At 41.5% G+C, this 22,517-nt stretch carries 19 protein-coding genes and 2 pseudogenes; 18 read left to right on the top strand and 3 right to left on the bottom strand.

Going from position 1 to position 22,517, the window contains the following annotated elements; translation table 11 throughout:
• Window positions 1–13: 13 nt before the first annotated feature.
• The 12 genes from gspK (at window position 14) to B3J29_RS03760 (ending at window position 9,209) form a co-directional block, all read left to right on the top strand.
• A complete protein-coding gene (gene gspK, locus B3J29_RS03815) occupies window positions 14–985 on the top strand; it encodes a type II secretion system minor pseudopilin GspK (protein WP_005236132.1) in 972 nt (323 codons plus the stop codon).
• A gap of 158 nt (window positions 986–1,143) precedes the next feature.
• Window positions 1,144–1,740: a 6-pyruvoyl trahydropterin synthase family protein gene (locus B3J29_RS03810; RefSeq protein WP_005236131.1), complete on the top strand. Its 597-nt coding sequence runs from the start codon at window positions 1,144–1,146 to the stop codon at window positions 1,738–1,740.
• Window positions 1,741–1,785: 45 nt separating this feature from the next.
• On the top strand, window positions 1,786–2,499 hold the full coding sequence (gene ung, locus B3J29_RS03805) for a uracil-DNA glycosylase (RefSeq protein WP_005236130.1): 714 nt from the start codon (window positions 1,786–1,788) through the stop codon (window positions 2,497–2,499).
• Window positions 2,496–3,617 carry an enoyl-CoA hydratase/isomerase family protein gene (locus B3J29_RS03800; RefSeq protein ID WP_004783991.1) on the top strand — a complete coding sequence of 374 codons (1,122 nt, stop codon included), beginning with the start codon at window positions 2,496–2,498 and terminating at the stop codon, window positions 3,615–3,617. The genes ung and B3J29_RS03800 overlap by 4 nt, the downstream gene beginning before the upstream one ends.
• Window positions 3,618–3,623: 6 nt before the next feature.
• Window positions 3,624–4,139 (top strand): tRNA adenosine(34) deaminase TadA, encoded by a 516-nt coding sequence (gene tadA / locus B3J29_RS03795; RefSeq protein ID WP_005236129.1) that lies wholly within the window; start codon window positions 3,624–3,626, stop codon window positions 4,137–4,139.
• A gap of 62 nt (window positions 4,140–4,201) precedes the next feature.
• Complete coding sequence (locus tag B3J29_RS03790; protein WP_004783989.1) at window positions 4,202–4,636, top strand: SRPBCC family protein; 435 nt, start codon at window positions 4,202–4,204, stop codon at window positions 4,634–4,636.
• A 14-nt stretch (window positions 4,637–4,650) separates the two neighbouring features.
• Window positions 4,651–5,334, top strand: a complete 684-nt coding sequence (cmk, locus tag B3J29_RS03785) for a (d)CMP kinase (protein ID WP_005236126.1) — start codon at window positions 4,651–4,653, stop codon at window positions 5,332–5,334.
• A 110-nt stretch (window positions 5,335–5,444) separates the two neighbouring features.
• On the top strand, window positions 5,445–7,121 hold the full coding sequence (rpsA, locus tag B3J29_RS03780) for a 30S ribosomal protein S1 (protein ID WP_004783987.1): 1,677 nt from the start codon (window positions 5,445–5,447) through the stop codon (window positions 7,119–7,121).
• 164 nt (window positions 7,122–7,285) lie between these two features.
• The gene (locus tag B3J29_RS03775; RefSeq protein WP_005097312.1) at window positions 7,286–7,591 is read left to right on the top strand and encodes an integration host factor subunit beta; all 306 of its coding nucleotides are present in this window, start codon (window positions 7,286–7,288) and stop codon (window positions 7,589–7,591) included.
• A gap of 22 nt (window positions 7,592–7,613) precedes the next feature.
• Entirely contained in the window at window positions 7,614–7,979 is a 366-nt protein-coding gene (locus B3J29_RS03770) for a lipopolysaccharide assembly protein LapA domain-containing protein (RefSeq protein WP_005236124.1), read from the top strand.
• Window positions 7,980–8,219: 240 nt separating this feature from the next.
• Window positions 8,220–8,900, top strand: coding sequence for an orotidine-5'-phosphate decarboxylase (gene pyrF, locus B3J29_RS03765; protein WP_004783982.1), 681 nt, complete (start codon window positions 8,220–8,222; stop codon window positions 8,898–8,900).
• A gap of 87 nt (window positions 8,901–8,987) precedes the next feature.
• Entirely contained in the window at window positions 8,988–9,209 is a 222-nt protein-coding gene (locus tag B3J29_RS03760) for a hypothetical protein (protein ID WP_005236122.1), read from the top strand.
• A 75-nt stretch (window positions 9,210–9,284) separates the two neighbouring features.
• On the opposite strand, the gene B3J29_RS03755 is transcribed toward B3J29_RS03760, so the two are convergent.
• Together B3J29_RS03755 and B3J29_RS03750 are read right to left on the bottom strand one after the other, a co-directional pair.
• On the bottom strand, window positions 9,285–10,193 hold the full coding sequence (locus B3J29_RS03755) for a lysine exporter LysO family protein (RefSeq protein ID WP_286964436.1): 909 nt from the start codon (window positions 10,191–10,193) through the stop codon (window positions 9,285–9,287).
• A gap of 65 nt (window positions 10,194–10,258) precedes the next feature.
• A pseudogene (locus tag B3J29_RS03750) lies at window positions 10,259–11,755 on the bottom strand (flavin-containing monooxygenase).
• 144 nt (window positions 11,756–11,899) lie between these two features.
• Here B3J29_RS03750 and B3J29_RS03745 point away from each other — a divergent pair.
• The 5 genes and pseudogenes from B3J29_RS03745 (at window position 11,900) to B3J29_RS03725 (ending at window position 19,194) form a co-directional block, all read left to right on the top strand.
• Entirely contained in the window at window positions 11,900–12,907 is a 1,008-nt protein-coding gene (locus B3J29_RS03745; protein ID WP_005236114.1) for an AraC family transcriptional regulator, read from the top strand.
• 83 nt (window positions 12,908–12,990) lie between these two features.
• Window positions 12,991–14,005 (top strand): annotated as a pseudogene (gene zapE, locus B3J29_RS03740) (cell division protein ZapE).
• A 363-nt stretch (window positions 14,006–14,368) separates the two neighbouring features.
• Window positions 14,369–16,534, top strand: a complete 2,166-nt coding sequence (locus B3J29_RS03735; RefSeq protein ID WP_005236111.1) for a malate synthase G — start codon at window positions 14,369–14,371, stop codon at window positions 16,532–16,534.
• Window positions 16,535–16,996: 462 nt separating this feature from the next.
• Window positions 16,997–18,439: an aldehyde dehydrogenase family protein gene (locus B3J29_RS03730; RefSeq protein ID WP_005236108.1), complete on the top strand. Its 1,443-nt coding sequence runs from the start codon at window positions 16,997–16,999 to the stop codon at window positions 18,437–18,439.
• Window positions 18,440–18,531: 92 nt separating this feature from the next.
• Window positions 18,532–19,194 (top strand): SOS response-associated peptidase family protein, encoded by a 663-nt coding sequence (locus tag B3J29_RS03725; RefSeq protein WP_005236106.1) that lies wholly within the window; start codon window positions 18,532–18,534, stop codon window positions 19,192–19,194.
• Window positions 19,195–19,276: 82 nt separating this feature from the next.
• Here the strand turns inward: B3J29_RS03725 and B3J29_RS03720 are convergent, their stop codons facing one another.
• On the bottom strand, window positions 19,277–19,741 hold the full coding sequence (locus B3J29_RS03720) for a MarR family winged helix-turn-helix transcriptional regulator (RefSeq protein ID WP_005236095.1): 465 nt from the start codon (window positions 19,739–19,741) through the stop codon (window positions 19,277–19,279).
• 962 nt (window positions 19,742–20,703) lie between these two features.
• Between B3J29_RS03720 and B3J29_RS03715 the strand changes: the two genes are divergently transcribed.
• Window positions 20,704–22,227 carry a TerC family protein gene (locus B3J29_RS03715; RefSeq protein ID WP_286964433.1) on the top strand — a complete coding sequence of 508 codons (1,524 nt, stop codon included), beginning with the start codon at window positions 20,704–20,706 and terminating at the stop codon, window positions 22,225–22,227.
• The last annotated feature ends 290 nt before the right edge of the window (window positions 22,228–22,517 follow it).

Here is a 22,517-nt window from a genome sequence, read left to right as displayed (position 1 = left end):
AAAGAATAATAAAATGCAGATGAACAAAGCAATGATGATCAAACAGCAGAAGGGGATTGCTCTGATTACCATTCTAGTGATGGTGGCTCTTGCAACTATTTTGGCTGCGACTATTGCTAAACGTCAGGCTGCAACTGCTGAAAGTACCGCTTATTTAATGCGACAAAACCAGTCTTTGATGTATGCCAAAAGTGCTGAAGCGTTTTTTTCTGAATTACTTGTGGATGACGCAGAGAATGCTGCTGAAGTTGATCATTTAAATGAAACCTGGGCGCAGCCGATGCCAGCTTTTCCGGTTGAAGATGGTTATGTTTCGGGAATACTGCAAGATGAATCAGGTAAGTTTAATTTAAATAGCCTGATTACAGCTGAAGGTACGGTAAATGAAAATGCTAAAGCTTGGTTCGAGCTGATATTAAAACGTGCTGGATTGCCAGAGCAGTTGAGTGAAGCTGTGATCGACTGGCAGGATGAAGATGAAATGCCAAGTGGCCCAATGGGTGCAGAATCTAATTATTATCAGGGCTTGCCGAATGGTTCTCTGCCTCCAAATACCAAATTTCATAGCGTTGAAGAGCTGAAACTGGTACGAGGCTTTGAAGAAAACAAGTACAAACTAATCGCACCTTATCTCAGTGCTGCGCCTGTAGAAGACAGTACAGTCAATATTAATACCGCATCTGCATTTCTTTTGGCGAGCATGGATGAAAAGCTGGATGTGAATGCTGTGCAGCAATTGCTGGATCACCGTCAGGCGAATCTGGAATATTTTTCCAATGTGGCTGATCTCTGGACACTAGAACCCTTTGCTCAGGTGGATGCAGCCAAACATAACCTGTTTAATAACCTGCTTGGAGTGCAATCCAATCACTTTAAAGCACGTATCGAAGTGATGCTGAGTGAACGTAAACGTCAGTTTAGTAGTGATCTGGTGCGGCAGGACAAGAAGGTTTATGTTGCCTATCGAAGCATGGCGCCTTTTTAAAATATCATCATTTTAGAATGCTCTCATTTCTTGAATTTGATTCGCGTAGCCTTAATCCCTTTTCCCTATCATGATGAACTGCAAAATTAATCCTCATAGGTTTACTTTTGCTTTATAATTGAAATTAATTCACCTATTTTTTGACGACATTACGGCATATGTTAATTCGTAAGTTATTTAAGTTTGAAAATGCTCATATTGTGCGTAACTGCACCTCGGATCGCTGTAAACGTTCGATCCACGGTCACAGTTATAAAGTTGAGTTATTGCTGAAAGCGTCGAAGTTGGATCATGGCCAGATGGTATATGATTTTGGTCTGCTCAAAGGGGTGATTAAGGATTTCTTTGATTCTTTTGACCATGCGATCTGCTTCTGGCAAAAAGATGATCCTGAATATATTCAGGCATGTAAAAACTTTAGTGCACGCTGGGTATCTTTGCCAGTTTCACCGTCTGCAGAACAGTTTTCACGTATTTTCTTCTTCTTGGCTCAGCAGGTATTGACATCCACCATTACTCAGAATGGTGAAGGGGATGTTGAAGTTTACTCTGTGATTGTCCATGAAACTGATACAGGCTATGCGCAAAGCTTCCTGGAAGATATCCAGAATGAACAGATGGGTCCACTTAGCCTGGAACAGATTGAATTCTCGGAGCAGGTCCGGGCAGAATGGACAGATTCAGAGATGTTTGCGAAACTGAAACAGGGTCTTCCATTTCATAATCCGGCTGTGGATTTGCAAGTCCAGCCTTAAAAATTCGAATATAAACGCAGACTGACATAGATTTAGGATTGAAGCATGTCTTTAAATGAACAGCAAATTGCCAAACTGAATAAAGTTCAGTTAGATGACAGCTGGAAATATGGACTCAGTGATTTTTTACTGAGCCCGAAAATGGATGCGTTAAAAACGTTTTTAATTGAAGAAAAAAAAGCAGACAAGGTAATTTACCCACCAAATCACCTGATTTTTAATGCTTTGAATACAACGCCATTAGACCGGGTCAAAGTGGTCATCATTGGTCAGGACCCTTATCATGGCCCGAATCAGGCGCATGGTTTAAGCTTCTCGGTGCAAAAAGGGGTTGCATTACCTCCATCTTTACGTAATATTTTTCATGAGTTACATAATGATTTAGGCGTAAAAATCCCTAAACATGGTGATTTAACTCATTGGGCGGAACAGGGTGTACTTCTGCTCAACGCTGTACTGACTGTAGAGGCAGCACAGCCAACTTCACATCAGAAACGTGGCTGGGAGGAATTCACAGATCACGTCATTGATGTATTGAATGAACAACGTGAACATATCGTTTTTATTCTTTGGGGCGCATACGCACAGCGTAAAGGACAGCGCATTGATCAAAATAAACACCTGGTCTTAAAGGCAGCACATCCTTCGCCTTTGTCAGCAAACCGGGGTGGTTTTTTTGGTTGTAAAGTTTTTTCGAAAACAAATAATTATCTCAAACAACATGGCATTGAGCCTATAGATTGGCAGCTGGACGCATGACTTATTCTCCTGTAACTACACCTTACCATCCGGACCTGATTGTTGAACAAGCCAATAATGGCTGGCGCATTGTTCGTCTGAATCGTCCAAAATCATTACACGCTTTAGATGAATCTCTGGTTTCAGCATTGCTAGAAGTCTTTCAGGACTTTCATACAGATGACAGCGTAAAAGCGATCTGGCTGGATTCAACTACCCCGAAAGCATTTTGTGCCGGTGGCGATGTACGTAAGCTGCGTCAGTTAGTAATTAATGATGAAGTGGCAACCGCCAATAAGTTTTTTGAACAGGAATATGCGCTAGATTTATTACTGCATAACTATGCCAAGCCGGTATTGGTGTGGGGTGAAGGTTATGTTATGGGTGGTGGTTTAGGCCTGTTTATGGCGGCTCCATTCCGTTTGGTGACGCCGTATTCACGTCTGGCCATGCCTGAGATTAATATTGGTTTATATCCAGATGTGGGTGCGACCCGCTTCCTAGCAGACCGTGGAGCGATTGGCCTGTTTACAGGTTTAACAGGTTCCATTATGACTGCTGCGGGTGCTTACGGTATTGGCTGGGCGACTCATATCTGTGATGCACAACGTGATTCAGTGTTAGATAAGGTCGTGAATATAGACTGGGAACATTATCCAGCTGGGGATTTCCGTGCGATTGATGACACCTTGAATAGCATGCACCGTCCGGTAGGCCCGGGTCCTTTGCAAAACTCACTGGATGTAATCCACAGTGTATGTCGTGGCGTAAACTTCGAGCACGATTATGAATCGATTATTGGTTTAAGTGATGCGCGCAGTGACTGGTTGCGTCAGGCCAGCGAAAACCTGCAAAAAGGTTCACCTGCAACCGCTGCTCTAAGCTGGTTATTATGGCAATGGGGTAAACAGGTTCATTCCTGGAATGAAATTTTCGAACTGGAAACCCAGATTTCAGACTGGAAAATCCGTCATCCTGACTTTGTTGAAGGCGTGCGTGCACGTCTGGTCGATAAAGATCTGTCTCCAGAATGGCAAAAGGGTAGTGATTTAAGCCTGAAAGGCATTTTGTCTCAGAATCCACCAGTAACCACCATTGAAAGCTGGAATGAGTTACTCAAACACTATGGTGTGATTTAAGTCTGAATGTCCGAAACACAATTTACCGATGAATACTGGATGCAGCTTGCTTATGAGCAGGCTGCACTTGCTGCTGAGCAGGGTGAAATTCCTGTAGGTGCTGTGATTGTCAGCCAAAATCAGGTCATTGGCCGTGGCTACAATGCGCCAATTTCTTTAAATGATCCGACTGCCCATGCTGAAATCGTAGCATTACGTGAAGCCTGTCAGAACCTGAAAAACTACCGCCTGCCTGAAGATGCTGTCCTCTATGTAACTCTGGAACCGTGCACCATGTGTGTAGGTGCATTGGTGCATTCGCGTATTTCAAGGGTCGTTTTTGGTACAAATGAGCCCAAAGCAGGTTCTTTGGTGAGTGCACGCAAGCTTTTTGAAACTGGCTACTATAATCATGTATTTCTATTTGACTCGGGCTGTATGCAGCAGCAGTGTGCTGAGCAGTTGAGTGCATTTTTCAAGTTGCGTCGTGAACAAAAACGCCAGCTGAAATTGCAAGAAAAATTACTGAATGCTCATAAATAAATCGAATCTAATTCGTTAAACTTTGCTCACTTTAAAATCATTTATTTTCAGGAAAAAGAAAAATGAAAAATGCGATTCAGGTAAAAAAAGAATTCCCAGCAGCGATTGATAAGGTTTTTGAATTGCTGTCTAAACACGATGCTTATAACGTGGCTTTTGCACCAATGCAGGTGGAACGGATTAAGGATTCAGCAGACCCTGAGCGCCCAGATGGTGTGGGTTCTGTGCGTAGCATGGGTTTAGGTCCAGTCAAGCCGCTAAAAGAGCAAATTACCTTGCTAGAGCCGAACTCCCGTATTGAATACAAGATCGTAAAGAATCCTTTGATTAAACATCATTTGGGTATTATTGAGTTTGAAGCATTGGACGATAACAAAAGTCTGGTGACTTATACGATAGAATTGCAGGCACGTCTTCCATTTGTCAGTAAATTAATTCTTGCACAGCTCAAGACAGGGATTAAACTAGGCCTCGCAAAACTTGCAAAATCTGTATAAATAACGGGAAAGTAATGACAGTTCAAATTATTACCATTGATGGTCCAAGTGGATCTGGCAAAGGCACACTGGCTGCAAAACTTGCAGCACATTACCATTTTCATTTATTGGATTCAGGGGCTTTGTATCGTTTATTAGGACTGTCATTGCATCACCATAATTTACTCGATGAACTGGATACTCAACTGGCTGAATGCGTACAAATTGCAACAAATTTGGATATCCAATTTGTCAGCACTGAATCAGGTGTTCAGATATGGCTGAATGGTGAAGATGTCTCCCAAACTATCCGTACCGAACGGGTGGGTGAGTATGCTTCAAAAGTTGCTGCAATTCCTGAACTTAGAACTGCTATGGTGGCCCGTCAACATGCTTTTGCTCAAGCTCCTGGTCTAGTGGCAGATGGCCGCGATATGGCGACCAGTATTTTCCCAGACGCACAAGCCAAGATTTATTTGACAGCTTCGGCTGAATCCCGTGCGCAAAGACGTGTAAAGCAGTTGCAGGGTATGGGGCTGGATGTTAAAATAAACGACATTTTAGCTAATATCGAAGCGCGGGATAAACGAGATATGGAACGCACTGTCGCTCCGCTCAAACCTGCTGCTGATGCGTACATCATCGACAGTTCAGATTTGAATATCGATGAAGTATTTAAGCTGATGACCACGTATGTGGATCAGCAATTAGCTCAATAACCCTATTATTTCAGCAGATGCATAGCTTGATCAGTTTTATATGGACTATGTAGACGCTTAATTAAACCGGCCTTGTCTGATCCAAGACCGCTGACTTTATCGGATATATCATGACCGAATCTTTTGCAGCCCTCTTTGAAGAAAGCGAATTAAACCTCAACGTTGAAAAGGGTGCAGTCATCCAAGGCGTTGTAGTAAGCATCGACTCTGATTGGGTAACTGTTGACACTGGCCTTAAATCTGAAGGCGTTGTTGACCGTGCTGAGTTCTTAAATGAACAGCGCGAACTTGAAGTTCAAGTTGGCGACACTGTAGACGTAGTTGTTGAAGCACTTGACAATGGTATGGGTCAAACAGTTCTTTCTCGCGAAAAAGCTAAACGCGCTGAGACTTGGACTAAACTTGAAAAAATCTTTGAAGACGGCGAAATCGTTACTGGTGTTATCTCTGGTAAAGTTAAAGGCGGTTTCACTGTTGACATCGGTCCAGTTCGTGCGTTCCTTCCAGGTTCTTTAGTTGATACTCGTCCTATTCGTGATACTACTCACTTGGAAGGCAAAGAGTTAGAATTTAAAGTAATCAAACTTGACGCTAAACGTAACAACGTTGTTGTTTCACGTCGTGCTGTTATGGAAGCTGAATCTTCAGCTGACCGTGAAGCTCTTCTTGCTCAGCTTGAAGAAGGTCAAACAGTTACTGGTACTATTAAGAACCTTACTGATTACGGCGCGTTCGTTGACCTTGGCGGTATCGACGGTCTTCTTCACATCACTGACATGGCTTGGAAACGTATCAAGCACCCATCAGAAGTTGTTGAAGTGGGTCAAGAAGTTACTGTTAAAGTACTTAAATTCGACCGCGAACGTAACCGCGTATCTTTAGGCCTTAAACAATTAGGTGAAGATCCATGGTTAGCGATCATGAGCCGTTATCCTAAAGGTTCTATCGTTAAAGCTCGCGTAACTAACCTGACTGACTACGGCTGTTTCGCAGAAATCGCTGAAGGCGTTGAAGGTCTAGTACATGTTTCAGAAATGGACCACACTAACAAAAACATCCACCCATCTAAAGTTGTTCAGATCGGTGACGAAGTTGACGTTATGGTTCTTGAAGTGGACGAAGAACGTCGTCGTATTTCTCTTGGTATCAAACAAACTCGTGCTAACCCATGGGAAGAGTTTGCTAAGAACCACGATAAAGGTGAAAAAGTATCTGGTACTATCAAGTCAATCACTGACTTCGGTATCTTCATCGGATTACCAGGTGGTATCGATGGTCTAGTTCACTTGTCTGACATCTCTTGGAACGAACAAGGCGAAGAAGCTATCCGTCGTTACAAGAAAGGTGACACTGTTGAAGCAGTTATCCTGTCTGTAGATGCTGAAGGCAACCGTATCAGCCTTGGCATCAAACAATTGAACAGCGATCCGTTCAACGATTTCTTAGCTGCTAACGAACGCGGTGCGCTTGTTAAAGGTACTGTAACTGCAGTTGACGCTAAAGGCGCTACTGTTAAGTTAGCTGATGAAGTTGAAGCAACTCTTAAAGCATCTGAAATCAACCGCGACCGCGTTGAAGATGCGACTAAATTCCTTGAAGTTGGTCAAGAAGTTGAAGCTAAGATCATTAATGTAGATCGTAAATCTCGCTCTATCAACTTGTCTATCAAAGCGAAAGACGAAGCTGAAGAGAAAGAAGCTGTTGCAAATCTGAAAACAGCTGCTGCTGGTCAAGACAATGGTCCTAAAACTATTGGTGACTTGATCAAAGCGCAAATGAATCACTAAGAGTAGATGGTGAATTGTATTGTTAATGTAAATTAAGTAATACTTTTTACACAAATACTGTAAACGGTAGCGTAGTATTTAATTATTGCGCTACCGTTTTGTATTTAAACAGGTTATTATCGGAAAATAGATCCCGAGTAGCTTGATAATTAAAGAGGTCGCAGATGACTACTGAAGCACTTAATAAGTCTGACTTAATAGAGCGCATCGCGCTAAAGAATCCGCATTTGGCTGAACCTTTAGTGGAAGAAGCAGTTAAAATTATGATTGATCAAATGATTGAAGCTTTATCATCTGATAACCGTATTGAGATTCGCGGGTTTGGCAGCTTTGCATTACATCATCGTGAGCCTCGCGTGGGTCGTAATCCTAAAACTGGTAAATCTGTTGAAGTTGCAGCAAAAGCTGTTCCACACTTTAAGCCAGGTAAAGCACTTCGTGATGCAGTAAACGAATCTGCAAACAAATAAACAAGATATTTACGGGGTGTTCATGCGTTACGTTCTGGTCATTCTTTTATTGCTCGTCTTTGGCTATTCATTAGCTTTGGTGTTGCAAAACGGGACTGAGGTCTCAGTGGACTTGTTATTTACTCAAGTTCCTGCAATGCGTTTAGGGTTATTGCTCCTTTTGACTCTTTCCTTAGGAATAGTGGTTGGCTTGTTACTCGGTGTGCAGGTTTTCCGCGTTTTTCAGAGCAATTGGGAAATTAAACGACTACGTAAAGATATTGAGCATCTACGTAAGGAACAGTTGAATACTGCCAAGATGATGGCAGCAGAAGCGGCGGCTCATACACGACATGAGAAAACAGTATTAGATATTAATTCTAATGACAGGCCATCGGCACCGCTTTAAACGAAAATGACAAGTAGAAGTAATCTACCGAATCTTTACTTCGCCTGTTTTGATCGAACGCCTTTTAGCTTAGCTTCTAAGGCGTTTTTTATTGTTTAATGGTATTTAGAAAAATATATAAAAATTATATAAATAAATGACTTAATTTGAATTAAAAAATCATTTTTGCGAAAATATTCTTGGTTGTTATGGGGCTAATCCGTATAATGGTTTAATTTTGTCAATTTGAAGGGTCTTCTCATGAGTATCATCGTTGCACTGGATGCTAAAAGTCAATTTGATGCCTTAAGGATTGCAGAGCAGCTCGATCCTGCCTTATGCCGAGTAAAAGTGGGCAAAGAGTTATTTACTCATGAAGGTCCTATCATTGTAAAAGCACTTCAGGATAAAGGTTTTGATGTATTTCTAGATCTGAAGTTCCATGATATTCCAAATACCACTGCACAAGCGGTATGTGCCGCGGCAGACTTGGGTGTGTGGATGGTCAACGTCCACGCTTCAGGTGGTCGTAAAATGATGGAGACCTGTGTTGAGCGTTTAAAAGCAGGTAACTATAAGACTCAACTTATTGCAGTAACTGTATTAACGTCTATGGGACGTGAAGACCTGAAAGACATTGGCTTGGATATTGAACCTAATGAACATGTAAAACGTCTGGCTCAACTGACTAAAGACAGTGGCTTAGATGGAGTGGTATGTTCCGCACAAGAAGCGAAAATGCTGCGTGAAAGCATTGGACAAGACTTTGCACTGGTCACTCCTGGGATTCGTCCTGAAGGTTCAAATGCAGACGATCAAAAACGTATTGTGACACCAAAACAGGCAATGCTGGATGGCTCAACACATCTGGTCATTGGTCGACCAATTACCAAGTCGGAAAATCCTCGTCAGACTCTAAAAGATATTTTGGCAACATTGTAATTCCGGTTACCCGATGAAAAGCCTTTCATATGAAAGGCTTTTTTTATACATTGAGAAAAGCTGTATAAAAATAAAAAGGAATTTCAAATGAGAATAATAAAGACACCAGAACAAAAAATGCTAGAACAAAGGCTGGAGATGGAAAAAATAGCAGATCAGTTCGAACAGCAGGAAAAATATAAACAACAGGCACAGTCGGGTTCATGGGACTGGATGTCAGGCCTTGATAGCATAGATATTGTAGAACTCGCTTCAGAGATGATGGAGACAGTAGGAGATTCATTGAGTAGGGTTGATTTGAATTTTTAATATTCCGTAGTTTATTTTATTTCTAATTGAATCCCCCTAAATCTCCCTTTATGAAAGGGAGGTCGGGAGGGATTTTTAAATTACCGCCAACACACTTACCGCTACTGGCGCCAATACAGATAAAATAAAACCGCTCACCATGGCATGTGGAATAAAATCATTGCCACAGGCCTGTTTGACCATGGGTAAAGTCACATCCATCGCAGTCGCACCTGCAGCAGAAATTGCTGATCTTGGGTAACGCCAGCCGGCACAATACATCAGTAAAATCGCAAAAATTTCCCGAAACAGGTCATTCATCAGGGCAATACTGCCCAGTTCCGCATTTCTTAGTTCTGTAACGACAACACCTGACATTGAATAAAAACCATAACCTTGTGACAGCATAATCAGGTCTTTTAAATGAATATCCGGATTCCAGAAAGAATAGATAATTGCAGCCACGCATGAACCAGCAATACAACCTGTTGGGACCAGCAGGATTTTCCAGTTCAACCATGAGCGATCAAGTGGTGAGTAGGCAAGATCCAGTCCAATCAGAAACATAAAGACCAGTAATAAATGCCAAGTGCTGATTTGAACAGAAAGCCCCATTTGAGTGAAACTATAATGCAGCAAGTACCCAGCAGCTAAGGCGAAGAATGCATAACTGATATTAATCAGTGATTTAATCACTAGCTCAGTGGAGACTCGTCCAGAAGAAGGTTGAAAATCTGCCCATTTAAATAGCAGATAACAACAGCTAAATGCCCCAATAGAGGTGAGAAAAGCAATTGTAATAGAGATATTTAGAATCTGGGCAGGGTAAGGCAATTTCGTCAGAAGCTCAGAAAACTCAAAAGCGATGGCAATCAGCAAAATATAACTAAAATATGGAAGAACCTTAAAGCAGATTTTTGTGAGGTGAGCAGGAAGCCGTTTCGCTAAAACAAAACCAAGCACTAAACAGACCAGAAGCTGGGAGACTAACCAAAGCGATTGCATAATAAAAAAGTATGATAAATCAGTCTTTATTATGCCATCGCTAGCACTATTAATGTGAAGGGCTTTTAACTGGCTTTATTTAAAAAATAATAATCTGCTGCATTAAGGGTTTTGGTTTTGAGCCAGTATTTCCAGGTATAGGTGGGCCATAAGGCAAAATTTTTCCCACCTTCTTGTTGATACCAGCTGACACAGCCAGATTGCCAGACCGTATTGTCCAGCATATGTTGGACATCCTGATTGAATTTTTCCTGTACCTGATCTTTGACCACAATCGCATCACTATGTGATTGATCTACTAGGGCGATCATTTGCAGGATATAACTTACTTGCGCTTCAATCATAAAAAGCACTGAGTTATGTGCCAGCACAGTATTCGGTCCTAATAGCTGAAACAGATTCGGAAAACCTTTCACACAGATCCCATAATAGCTTTCGGCACCATCTTTCCAGACATCATTCAAGTGAATGTCATTCAGGCCAGTGCAATCGAAATTTTTCAGATAAATTCTTGGATCGGTAATAAATCCGGTACCGTAGATCAGGCACTCAATCGGACGTACTTTACCATCTACAGTAATAGTACTGTTTTCGGTCACTTCACGAATACCTTCAGTCACTAGTTCCACATTTTTACGGTTAAAGGTAGGGAAGTATTGGTTAGACACCAGAATCCGTTTGCAGCCCATGATGTAATCTAGGGTCAATTTCTTGGCAGTTTCCTTGTCCTTGACCTGATAGCGAATATAAGCTTCTGCGAGTTTCTGAGCATATTTCATGACAGTTGGTTTAACGATAGGCACTACACGCGACTCATTAGACCAGTACAGACGAATCCGGTGTAACTTGCGGAACCATTCATATTTGGAAAACAGCTTTTTTTCCAGGTCATGATATAGGCGCTCATCCCGTGGAATAACCCAAGCCGCAGTACGTTGAAAGACATAGAGCTGTTTGCATTTGGGTGCAATTTTAGGGATATATTGAATTGCACTGCCAACAGCCCCAATCGATGCAACATTTTTTCCCTTGAGATCATAATGATGATCCCAGTGAGAAGAGTGAAAGATTTTACCCTTAAATTTTTCAATGCCCGTAATATGGGGAATTTGAGGAACATGTAAAGGACCAGAGGCAAATACTACAAACTGAGCTTCCAGAATGCTTTGATCCTGCAGATGGATTTGCCATAAGCATCGGTCTTACTGGTAATGAACCCCAAGTACTTCGGTATTCAGCCGAGCAAAAGCCCGAAGATTATAATGACTGACTAAATCTTGAATATAGCTGAAAATTTCCGGTGCTTCGGCATAGCGTTTTGACCAGTCAGTTTTGGGTGCAAAGGAAAGGGAATACATATGTGATTGCACATCACAGGCCGCTCCCAGATACTGATTATCGCGCCAGGTTCCCCCAAAATCGCTATCTTTTTCTAAAATAATAAAATCATGGATGCCTTACTGTTGTAAACGTATTGCCATCGCTATCCCGCCAAAACCGGCACCGATAATGGCCACTTTGGTATAAGGATGAGTGTGGGTAAGGCGTGTATTGTCCAGCATCTTCGCATTCCTTGCTTATTTTAATAATGGATAATTATCTTGATTTATTAACTGGCTATTAGATATAAAATTGATCTAAACGGCAATAGCCGACGGTTTATTTTTATAGTACAACTAGAGCTATCACATTGTATTCGTATGGTTATGAAACGTTCTGTTCTCAGTCTGATGTATCTGATCCAGGGCATGCGCAAGGCTGGTATAGAGGTCGATCAAAAACTGCAAAATATCGGCTTGCGTGTTGATGCGCTTGATCCGACTTCAATCATTCACCCAAGCGTGGAATATGATGTGCTCAAAGTGGTGGGTCAGGATATCCAACCAGAACAGGGTTTATCGATCGGCCAGCATTATGCATTGGCAGGTTATGGGCCTTTGCTGATGTTGCTGGTGACCAGTCCAACCGTACGGGATGCGATGCATCAGGTAATTCGTTTTCAGCAATTGACGCATCTTACCGGCCAGTTGGGACTGGAGCAAAGTGAGTACCGCAGTGCGCTTTGCTATTATCCCAAGAAAACGGAAGACCATCTGGGAATGCTGGTCGCGCAAGCTGAGATTTCAGGTACATTCAAGTTCATTCGCGATATTTACAAGATGATGGGCCTGTCCAAACCTGACTTGCAGATTGAACTGCCTTTCGCCGCACCGGAACAATCTGCTACCCAGAAAATCTATCATGATTATTATGGAACACAGGTACAGTTTGGTGCTGCAAGAGCTGCATTCTGGTTTGATGAGGCCATTTTGGATATCCGGATTCCTTCAGCAGATGCGGAGACTTTTGCAATCTATGAAGCAAAGTGTTTGGCTGAACTGGAACGTCTGACGGAAGATGTGGATGTCCCGACTGTGGTACAGCGAGTACAGGATTATCTGGAGTTGCAAACCGGTTTGATGCCGAGTATGGCTGAAACGGCTCAGGCTCTGAATATTCCAGAACGTACTTTACGCCATCAATTACAGCAGTTCGATACCAGTTATAAACAGATTCGCGAAGAGATTATTAAAGATAAAGCTTTGCGACTCATTGAATATAAACAGTATTCGATTGAAATGATTGCAGAGTTATTGGGTTATTCCGAACCGGCTGCTTTTAACCATGCCTTTAAGCGCTGGTTTGGGCAAAGTCCTCGGCAATATATAAAATAGCCTAAGTTAGTTAATGCCAAAGTGTTATAGTGTGCGTTCTAAACTCCGCTATAATTAAACAGATCCTGAATAGTACGAAACCTATGTCCGATTTTAATTCACAGCACAGCACCGCTTTTAGTCCGATCTCTCCTGCAGAACGTTATGCACAGGCTTTGTCTTCAGGACAGTTTATGCCCGATGATGCACAGGCCATGGCCGTACATGAGCTGAATCGTACCTGGCTGGAATTAATTCAGCGTTTTAAAGCTTCTAAGAAGGCCTTTCGCCGTTTCCGTCGTCAGACTTCGCCAAAAGGTGTATACATGTGGGGTGGAGTAGGTCGTGGAAAGACCTGGCTCATGGATCAGTTCTATGAGTCGATTCCATTTCGCCGTAAAACCCGTATGCACTTTCACCATTTCATGCAGCATGTGCATCGTGAGTTAAACAAGCTTTCAGGTCAGCGCAATCCGCTAGATCTGGTAGCGGATCAGATTTATAAAGATGCTGTGGTGATCTGCTTTGATGAATTTTTTGTATCTAATGTGACAGATGCCATGATCCTGAGTGATCTGTTCCAGAAGCTGTTTGAGCGTGGCATTACGCTGGTGGCGACTTCGAATATTGCGCCAGATGGTTTATATAAAAATGGGATTCACCGTGACCGTTTTCTGCCAACCATTGAAATGGTCAAGAAAAACTGTGTCATTCTGAATGTAGATGCCGGTGTAGATTACCGTTTACGTGTCTTAAANNCATACTGAAGATGTCTTGTGGTGTGAGTTCTCTGAACTGTGTCTAAAACCGCGTAGCCCAGCTGACTTCATTGAAATTGCGAATATTTACAATACGGTATTAGTCAGCAATGTGCCGCATTTAACCGATTTCCTGAATGATGCCACACGCCGTTTCATTTATCTGGTCGATGAATTTTATGATCGTGGAGTCAAATTACTATTGACCTCAGAAGATAATATCGTTGATCTTTATAAAGGTGAGCGACTGGCTTTTGAAATTGAACGGACCCGTTCACGTTTGCTAGAGATGCAATCAGATGAATATCTGCATTCTGAACATCGCCAGATTGAGAAAATAGCTTCGAGCGAGCCTGAATAAATACAACAAGCGCTGGTCATGACCGGCGCTTTTTTATGCATTTCATTGCATCAAAGATCGACAAGTTCAGCCAAACATGGCTTAATCTTGATCTAAATATGACCTTGTATAAAAAGAACGGACAACTTTTATTCAAAATTCTGAACTTAAGTCTAATTTCTACATTTCAAAAACTTTATACACTGTCATGAGGGTATTTAGCAGGATGATATTGCATCGTGTGAGACATCATTTAATAAGGATATGAGGGTATTCTTATTGGAAAAATGCTCATTATTTTGCGGTGTGATAGTACTATTCAGCTAGATTTTAATCGGTATACTAGAATCTCTTGTATAAAAAGTAGCAATATCAGGAAAGACAATGACTGCACGTATTCAAAAAGGCAAGTTAGCGATTGCTAAAGAACTTTACGATTTTATCGAAAATGAAGCACTACCAGGTTCTGGTTTGGACAGCGAAACATACTGGAAAAACTTTGAACAAGTCGTTGTTGATCTTAGCCCTAAAAACAAAGCACTTTTGGCTAAGCGTGATGATATTCAAGCTAAAATTGATGAATGGCATCGCAATAACACATTTGAATTACAAGCTTACAAAGCTTTCTTGACTGAAATTGGCTACTTATTACCAGAAGTAGAAGATTTCCAGATCAGCACTGAAAATGTAGACGAAGAGATTGCACTATTGGCTGGCCCACAGTTGGTAGTTCCAGTACGTAATGCGCGTTACTGCCTGAACGCAGCGAATGCACGCTGGGGTTCTTTATACGACGCTTTATACGGCTTCGACGTGATCTCTGAAGAAGATGGTGCTGAAAAAGGTAAAGGCTATAACCCGAAACGTGGTGAGAAAGTTATCGCATTCGCAAAAAACTTCTTAGATGAAACATTCCCGCTGGCACAAGGTTCACATGCTGATGCAACCAAATATGCAGTTGAAGGTAATGCACTGGTTGTAACGCTGAAAGACGGTTCTACCACAACTGTTGCGGATGGCTCTAAATTCGTTGGTTATAATGGCGAAGCTTCTGCACCAACTGAAATCGTATTGAAAAATAACGGCCTGCACGCAATCATCCAGATTGATGCAAACAGCCCAATTGGCCAAACAGATGCAGCAGGCGTAAAAGACGTTGTGCTTGAAGCAGCTGTGACAACAATCCAAGACTTGGAAGACTCTGTTGCAGCAGTTGATGCTGAAGAAAAAGTTGAAGGCTACCGTAACTGGTTAGGCTTGATGAAAGGTACGCTTGAAGAGTCTATCGAAAAAAATGGCAAGACCATTACCCGTAAACTCAATGCTGACCGTACTTTCAAAAATGTTGAAGGCGGTGAGACCAAGGTTCATGGTCGTTCATTGATGCTGCTTCGTAACGTTGGTCACTTGATGACAAACCCGGCGATCCTTGTAGATGGCGAAGAAATTTATGAAGGCATCATGGATGCATTGGTAACTCCATTGCTTTCTGTGGCTGATATCCGTGGTGAGAACACGATCAAGAACTCACGTACCGGTTCTATGTATATCGTTAAGCCAAAAATGCACGGTCCAGAAGAAGTTGCATTTGCGGTTGAGCTGTTTGAACGTGCTGAACAGGCGCTTGGCTTACCTGCGAAAACCCTGAAAATCGGTATTATGGATGAAGAACGCCGTACTTCTGTTAACCTGAAAAACTGTATTGCTCAGGCGAAAGACCGTACCATCTTTATTAACACCGGTTTCATGGATCGTACAGGTGATGAAATCCATACCTTCATGGAAGCAGGTCCATTTGTTCGTAAAGGCGAAATTAAAGGCCAAAAATGGTTCCCAGCTTACGAAAACCGTAACGTCATGGTAGGTCTACAAACAGGTCTACGTGGTAAAGCACAGATTGGTAAAGGCATGTGGCCAAAACCAGACATGCTGTTAGACATGTACAAAACGAAGACTGAACATCCTGAAGCAGGCGCAAGCTGTGCATGGGTTCCGTCTCCAACAGGTGCAGTGATTCACGCGATTCACTACCATCAAATTAATGTAGCAAACCGTCAGCAAGAATTGCTTGCAACTGAAGCATTGCCTTTAGATGATTTGTTAACTCCACCTCTTGCAACTGATACCAACTGGTCTGAAGAAGAGAAACTAAAAGAACTGGAAAATAACTGCCAAGGTATCTTGGGTTATGTCGTTCGTTGGGTTGATCTGGGTGTAGGTTGTTCTAAAGTTCCAGACATCAATGATGTGGGCTTGATGGAAGACCGTGCAACTTTACGTATTTCTTCTCAGCACGTTGCTAACTGGTTACGTCATGGAATTGTAACGCGTGAACAGGTTGAAGAAGTAATGCAACGCATGGCGAAAATTGTGGATGAGCAAAATGCGAATGATCCACTGTATAAGCCAATGGCTGCTGACTTTGACAACAGCATTGCATTCCAGGCTGCTTCTGACCTGATTTTCAAAGGTGGTGAACAGCCATCAGGTTATACAGAGCCGCTTCTACACGCAGCGCGTTTAAAACTTAAAGGTTATACAGGTGACTAATCCTGTAACTTGAAAAAGCCTCTTCGGAGGCTTTTTTATTGCTCTTAAAAAAGATCTAAGGATAAAAATGTATTTCTGGAATGTAAATTAACTGACGGAACACCTAAAACAGAACAATGTCATAGAACAAAATTTTAATAATAATTATTTGTTAAACAGTAGCTTTATATTTGCCAATCGCTATTCGTATGAGCGTTTACAGCTCCTCATGCTGGATAGCTGTAGAGCTTTGGATAATGACGTTGAAGACTCAATTTAATTCTCAATTTTTAACTTCTAAGAATCGTATTTGGGCTGACGTACTGGAAGATTTATACAGCAAAGAATGAGATTCATGGATCAATAATTTTCATTCACTTAGAAAGCTCAAGATAAAAGCGTAACAATTCGTCGCTGTCACTTCCATCCTGAAATGGCTCTGCTAAAGTAAAAGCAAATCAATAAATTGCAGGGAAGAACAGCATGGCATATCAAAATTTGGATCAGCAGTTTATTGCGGGTCAGTGGCAACCCGGCCGTTCTCAGAAAATGATTCAGAATTTGAATCCCTACACCCAAGATACGATCTTTACTTTACAGGCGGCTAGTACTGCAGATGTTGATGCGGCTTATGCGGCAGCTGATAAAGCTTTCCAGCAGGGTATCATTAAATCAGTTGAGTTAAGACAGCAAATCTTGCAAAAACTACAACAGGTAATTCAGGCACGTCAGGATAAAATTATTGAATGGTTGATTCTTGAGTCTGGAAGTACCCGTTTTAAAGCTGGTCTGGAAGTTGGCGCTGCTCTATCTATTATTCAGGAAAGCCAGAAATTTCCAGAGCAGATCAAGACTGAACAGCTGGAGAGCAAAGATCCACAACGTAAAAGTCTGGTACTACGAAAACCCTTGGGTGTGATTGGCATCATTAGTCCATGGAATTTTCCATTTCATTTATCCATGCGTTCTGTAGCAACAGCGATTGCCTGTGGAAATAGTGTGGTACTCAAGCCAGCAAGTGATACGCCGGTAACAGGTGGAACCCTATTAGGAAAGCTGTTTGAAGAAGCTGGCTTACCTGCAGGTGTGCTCAATGTGGTTTCAGGGGCAGGCAGTGAAATTGGTGATTATTTTGTCGAGCACCCAATTCCAAAAATGATCTCATTCACGGGTTCTACAGAAGTCGGACAGAAAGTAGGAAGCAAAGCCTTAGCCAGCCCTCGAATTAAACGTCTGGCGCTGGAACTGGGCGGAAATGCGCCACTGGTGATTCTGGATGATGCAGACCTTGATCTGGCAGTAGAGTTGACAATTATGGGACGCTTTATGCATCAGGGGCAAATCTGTATGAGCACTAATCGCGTCATTGTCGATGCGTCCATCCATGATGCCTATGTGGAAAAGCTTTTAGAACGGGTGAAAACTGTTGCTGTGGGTGATCCAAATCTGGAAGAGACCATTATTGGTCCGATCATCAATCAGAGTCAGGTCAAAAAACATCAGCAGATTATTCAAAGTGCAAAAGAGCAGGGTGCAGAGCTAGTATATGAAGGGGGTATAGAAGGTAATCTGGTCTATCCACATATCTTTACTGGGGTAGCACCTGAATCTCCACTGGCTCAGGAAGAAAGTTTTGGACCGATTCTACCAATACTGAAAGCTCGTGATGAAACACATGCCTTAAAGCTGGCCAATGATACCCGTTTTGGCTTATCCAGTGCGGTTTGTACCTCGAATATTGAACGTGGTATTAATTTTACGGAACAGCTTGATATCGGTATGACCCATATCAATAGTATTAGTGTGGCAGATCAGGCTAATGCACCGTTTGGGGGCGAGAAAAACTCTGGACTTGGACGTTTTAATGGACGCTGGATTTTTGAGGAATTCACCCGTACTCACTGGCTGACTGTACCCAATGAATAATATTAAATGATAGAAACTTATCCATAATACATACAGGTTTAAGCTTGGCATCAAGCTATAATCAGAATATCAAGTGATCTGTCTGATTAAGCATGTGTGCCAACTTTAAGCCTTTAACTTCGCAGCAAATACATGATCTGGGCTTGCCGGAAATTCCCTTTGAATATCCGGAAGAAGTCTATCCGAATTATGCTACACCCTTGTTATTTCAATCTGATCAAGGTCTGGAATGGCGCTCGGTTAACTTTGGCTTTATTCCCAAATGGGCAGAGGATAAAACGATTGGGACAAAAACCTACAATGCCAGAAATGAAACTTTGCTGCAAAAACCAACCTTTGCAGAGGCGACAGCCAAATGCAAGTTTGGGGTGATTCCCGTCTCGGAATTTTATGAGTCAAAGTATTTTGATAATAAACCACAGCGCTGGGGCGTCAGACGTAAAGATGGAAAGGCGACCTTTATTGCGGCACTGTATGAAATTGCACGGGTGCAGGATGAAATCGTACGTTCAGCCAGTATGATTACGATGGATGCAATAGACCATCTCATGATGAAAGAGTTTCATGAGCCGGGAAATATTAAACGTTCAGTCATTGTGATTCCACATGAACGTTTACATGAATGGCTGAATCTCACGCAACCGGATATTCGCAGCTTTGTACAGGGATTTCCAGTAGAGGAGTTCGAATGTTCACATGTACCAAAAGAAAGAATCAAAAAAGCCAGTCCACAGCTGAACTTTTTTGATTCCTAAAACCTAGAAAGCAATGGCGGATCGTTAATTATTATAAAAGGTGTTATTGATCTCGCCAGCTAAATTCAAAATTGAAAAATACTTAACGAGCCAAATTTTTAAAGATATGGCGTAAGCTTTCCATAGTTTTTTCAATTTGTAATGGGGTTAGCCCTTCAAATGACTGTTCCAGTACAACATTGGTCAGGTCATTAATTTTATGTGTCATTTCCATTCCTTTTTCAGTCAGCACGACACGGGTAATACGAGCATCGTCTTCACAGGAATAGGTTTCAACCAGACCTTCATCTTTTAAGCGATAAACGATCTTGGTGGTTGTCGACATTTTAGATACGACCATTTCTGACAGGTCAGAAACGCTGGCATGTGGTTTGGCTTTAAGAGCAAGCAAAATACGGCGACGTGAATTATCGACACCATACTTTTTAAGTGCATGATCTACATTTAGGACATATTGGGCATGAACTTGAGTCACCCAGTAGTATGGAAAGTTTTCTAAATTAAAGTGTTCTGCACAAGGTAAAAATTTTGCATATTTTTTAGTCATGAAATGTTCCTTTTATTTATTTTTCTAGGGCACTGACATTTTATGTAAAAGTTTATACATGTTTCAACCTTTATTTTTAAAATGTTAACGAGATTGCATTTGTTAGATCTTCTTAACATCAAAAAAATCAGGTGATTTATGTGTTGTAGATCAATCGGGGCAAATTGTAACTGTCTTTATCCAGATGAATGGCATTGATATGACATGCAAATCTTAAGACTCCAGGTTAAATTTAGAGTCTGAATAAGAACTAGATTGGCAAACCATATGGATAAATGGCCGACCTGCGCATATCTTACTTTTGGTGAGTATGCGGAAATAAAATTCAAAATCGATGCTGTTTAAATGAATGTTCTGATACATTTTTTAATCTGTAGCACGATGCAGATCCAGATTTTTCAGATCTGATCGAAAGCTAGAGCGAGTACATTTAAGTTGGTCACTCATCGAATAAAACCGTTTTGGATGAGAAACTTATGCATCTTTTTGATCCTACGACTAACTATTCATAACGTGTATGAACTATTTTAATAAAAAAATCCATATTTAAAATATGTCTTTAGATAAGTGGATTTAAGGGACGTAGCAGGATAGTGGATCATTCAATATTTTATGATGTATGAAGAGATATGAATATTAAGAGAAACAGTAATTTATATCTCAGGCTTCTATCAGATAGATTTAATGGGCTTAGGGTCAAAAAGAAGCCTAAATTTTCTTTAATTTGTAATGAGTTATGTAGAACATAACAGATTCAGGCCAATGATTTGAAAATTAAAAGATTTTAGAATGAGGAGAGGCAAAGCGGTGTAACAGTTTTTCATAAATTTTATTGTTCAAAAATCATAAGTTTATGCATAATAGATACATCTTAAGTCGAAAAGGTTAAATTAAATGGATCCCTCGCCGTGCGTTGATCTTCCATATTCGTTGCTTACATACTCAAACGGGATGGTGTTCTAATGGAATTTTTATTAGATCCCGGAAGTTGGGTTGGTTTAATTACTCTTATTATTCTCGAAATCGTTTTAGGTATTGATAACCTAGTCTTTATTGCCATTCTGGCTGAGAAACTTCCCCCTGAACAGCGTGATAAGGCCCGTGTGATTGGTCTATCCTTAGCCTTGTTGATGCGTTTAGGTCTACTGTTCGCAATCTCTTGGTTAGTCACCTTGACTCAACCGCTTATTCAATTATTTAACTGGACCTTCTCCGGACGGGATTTGATTCTGCTCTTTGGTGGTTTATTCCTGCTCTATAAAGCCGTTACCGAACTTCATGAAAAAATTGAAGGCAAGCCTGAAATACAGGTCACGACCAAGGTGGCATATGCGGGCTTTACAGCCGTTGTGGTTCAGATTGTCATTTTGGATGCTGTATTCTCATTAGACTCAGTGATTACCGCCGTAGGTATGGTCGATAATATCTATGTCATGATGGCAGCCATGATTATCGCGATGGCCGTGATGTTACTGGCGTCTAAACCATTGACCAACTTTGTGAATCGTCATCCGACAGTTGTGATTCTATGTTTGAGCTTCCTGTTACTGATCGGGATCAGCCTGATGGCAGAAGGTTTCGGTTTCCATATTCCGAAAGGCTATATCTACTCTGGTATTGGTGTTGCAATTGCAGTTGAAGCCTTTAACCAGTTTAGTCAGCGCAATGCTGCGAAACATGAAGCCAAGATTCCGCTGCGTCATCGTACCGCTAACAGTATTCTTCAACTGATGGGTGCTAAGCTTGAAACCACCAGTACCACTCAGCATGAAGCACAGGAAACCTTTGCGGATGAAGAACGCTATATGATTGGCGGAGTATTGACCCTGGCAGAGCGTTCTGTAGCATCGATCATGACCCCACGAAGCCAGATTTCCTGGGTCGATCTGGAGGATGGTCCGGAACAGATCCGTGAAAAAATCCTTTCTGTACCCCACAGCCTGTTTCCGGTTTGCCGGGGCAGTTTGGATAAGGTGATTACCATCGTTCGTGCCAAAGAACTGTTAGATGTACTGGATGAACCGCAAGAATTAAAAGCTTTAATCAAGCATCACCGCCCTATCTATATCTTTGAAAGAATGAAGGTGATTGACGCGATTAATACCTTGCGCACATCAAAAGGCTCTCTGGTACTGGTCAGTGATGAATTTGGTCATGTACAAGGTCTGATTTCACCGCTAGACGTGTTTGAGGCAATTGCCGGTGAATTCCCAGATGCCGATGAGCAGCTGGATCTGGTCAAAGTTGATGATACACACTGGATTGCGTCCGGTATGCTGGATCTGTACCAGTTAGAACTTGAGCTCGGTATGCTGGATCTGATTGATGAAGATGCAGGCTATATCAGTGTTGCTGGTCTGATTCTGGATAAAACCAATAGTGTGGTCGAGGTAGGTACTGAACTGAACTACCAAGGTGTTCAATTCAAGGTGATGGAAATCGAAAATAACCGGATTAAATCGGTGAGTATCCATTATCAGGGTTAATCGCCTGTCTTTATTATTTTTTTGAGTCAGTTGCTTAAGGGCAACTGACTTTTTTATTGAATATTCTTTATGACTTAGATATTAATGCTCACCTAAGCTTATTCTTGAGGCTAAATGGAGTATTGAATATTTTGAAAGCCAAGAATGAGTAATAGGTTTTACTGGCTTAGAAGTAAGAAATCTTAATGAAGTATTAAATTGCAGACATGCTTTATTTAGAATTATTAAATAAATTTAAATAAAGTTTAAAAATAAGTGTGAATTTGACTAGGGTCTGTTGACATTTACTG

The sequence above is a fragment of the Acinetobacter sp. UBA5984 genome (assembly GCF_002429925.1).
GTDB classification, from domain to species: domain Bacteria; phylum Pseudomonadota; class Gammaproteobacteria; order Pseudomonadales; family Moraxellaceae; genus Acinetobacter; species Acinetobacter variabilis.
This window is presented reverse-complemented; position numbering and strand designations above follow the sequence as displayed.

Bases quoted from the DNA above. Each gene is read 5' to 3' on its own strand.
- gspK (WP_005236132.1), top strand. From the start codon at position 14: ATGCAGATGAACAAAGCAATGATGATCAAACAGCAGAAGGGGATTGCT.
- B3J29_RS03810 (WP_005236131.1), top strand. From the start codon at position 1,144: ATGTTAATTCGTAAGTTATTTAAGTTTGAAAATGCTCATATTGTGCGT.
- ung (WP_005236130.1), top strand. From the start codon at position 1,786: ATGTCTTTAAATGAACAGCAAATTGCCAAACTGAATAAAGTTCAGTTA.
- B3J29_RS03800 (WP_004783991.1), top strand. From the start codon at position 2,496: ATGACTTATTCTCCTGTAACTACACCTTACCATCCGGACCTGATTGTT.
- tadA (WP_005236129.1), top strand. From the start codon at position 3,624: ATGTCCGAAACACAATTTACCGATGAATACTGGATGCAGCTTGCTTAT.
- B3J29_RS03790 (WP_004783989.1), top strand. From the start codon at position 4,202: ATGAAAAATGCGATTCAGGTAAAAAAAGAATTCCCAGCAGCGATTGAT.
- cmk (WP_005236126.1), top strand. From the start codon at position 4,651: ATGACAGTTCAAATTATTACCATTGATGGTCCAAGTGGATCTGGCAAA.
- rpsA (WP_004783987.1), top strand. From the start codon at position 5,445: ATGACCGAATCTTTTGCAGCCCTCTTTGAAGAAAGCGAATTAAACCTC.
- B3J29_RS03775 (WP_005097312.1), top strand. From the start codon at position 7,286: ATGACTACTGAAGCACTTAATAAGTCTGACTTAATAGAGCGCATCGCG.
- B3J29_RS03770 (WP_005236124.1), top strand. From the start codon at position 7,614: ATGCGTTACGTTCTGGTCATTCTTTTATTGCTCGTCTTTGGCTATTCA.
- pyrF (WP_004783982.1), top strand. From the start codon at position 8,220: ATGAGTATCATCGTTGCACTGGATGCTAAAAGTCAATTTGATGCCTTA.
- B3J29_RS03760 (WP_005236122.1), top strand. From the start codon at position 8,988: ATGAGAATAATAAAGACACCAGAACAAAAAATGCTAGAACAAAGGCTG.
- B3J29_RS03755 (WP_286964436.1), bottom strand. From the start codon at position 10,193: ATGCAATCGCTTTGGTTAGTCTCCCAGCTTCTGGTCTGTTTAGTGCTT.
- B3J29_RS03745 (WP_005236114.1), top strand. From the start codon at position 11,900: ATGAAACGTTCTGTTCTCAGTCTGATGTATCTGATCCAGGGCATGCGC.
- B3J29_RS03735 (WP_005236111.1), top strand. From the start codon at position 14,369: ATGACTGCACGTATTCAAAAAGGCAAGTTAGCGATTGCTAAAGAACTT.
- B3J29_RS03730 (WP_005236108.1), top strand. From the start codon at position 16,997: ATGGCATATCAAAATTTGGATCAGCAGTTTATTGCGGGTCAGTGGCAA.
- B3J29_RS03725 (WP_005236106.1), top strand. From the start codon at position 18,532: ATGTGTGCCAACTTTAAGCCTTTAACTTCGCAGCAAATACATGATCTG.
- B3J29_RS03720 (WP_005236095.1), bottom strand. From the start codon at position 19,741: ATGACTAAAAAATATGCAAAATTTTTACCTTGTGCAGAACACTTTAAT.
- B3J29_RS03715 (WP_286964433.1), top strand. From the start codon at position 20,704: ATGGAATTTTTATTAGATCCCGGAAGTTGGGTTGGTTTAATTACTCTT.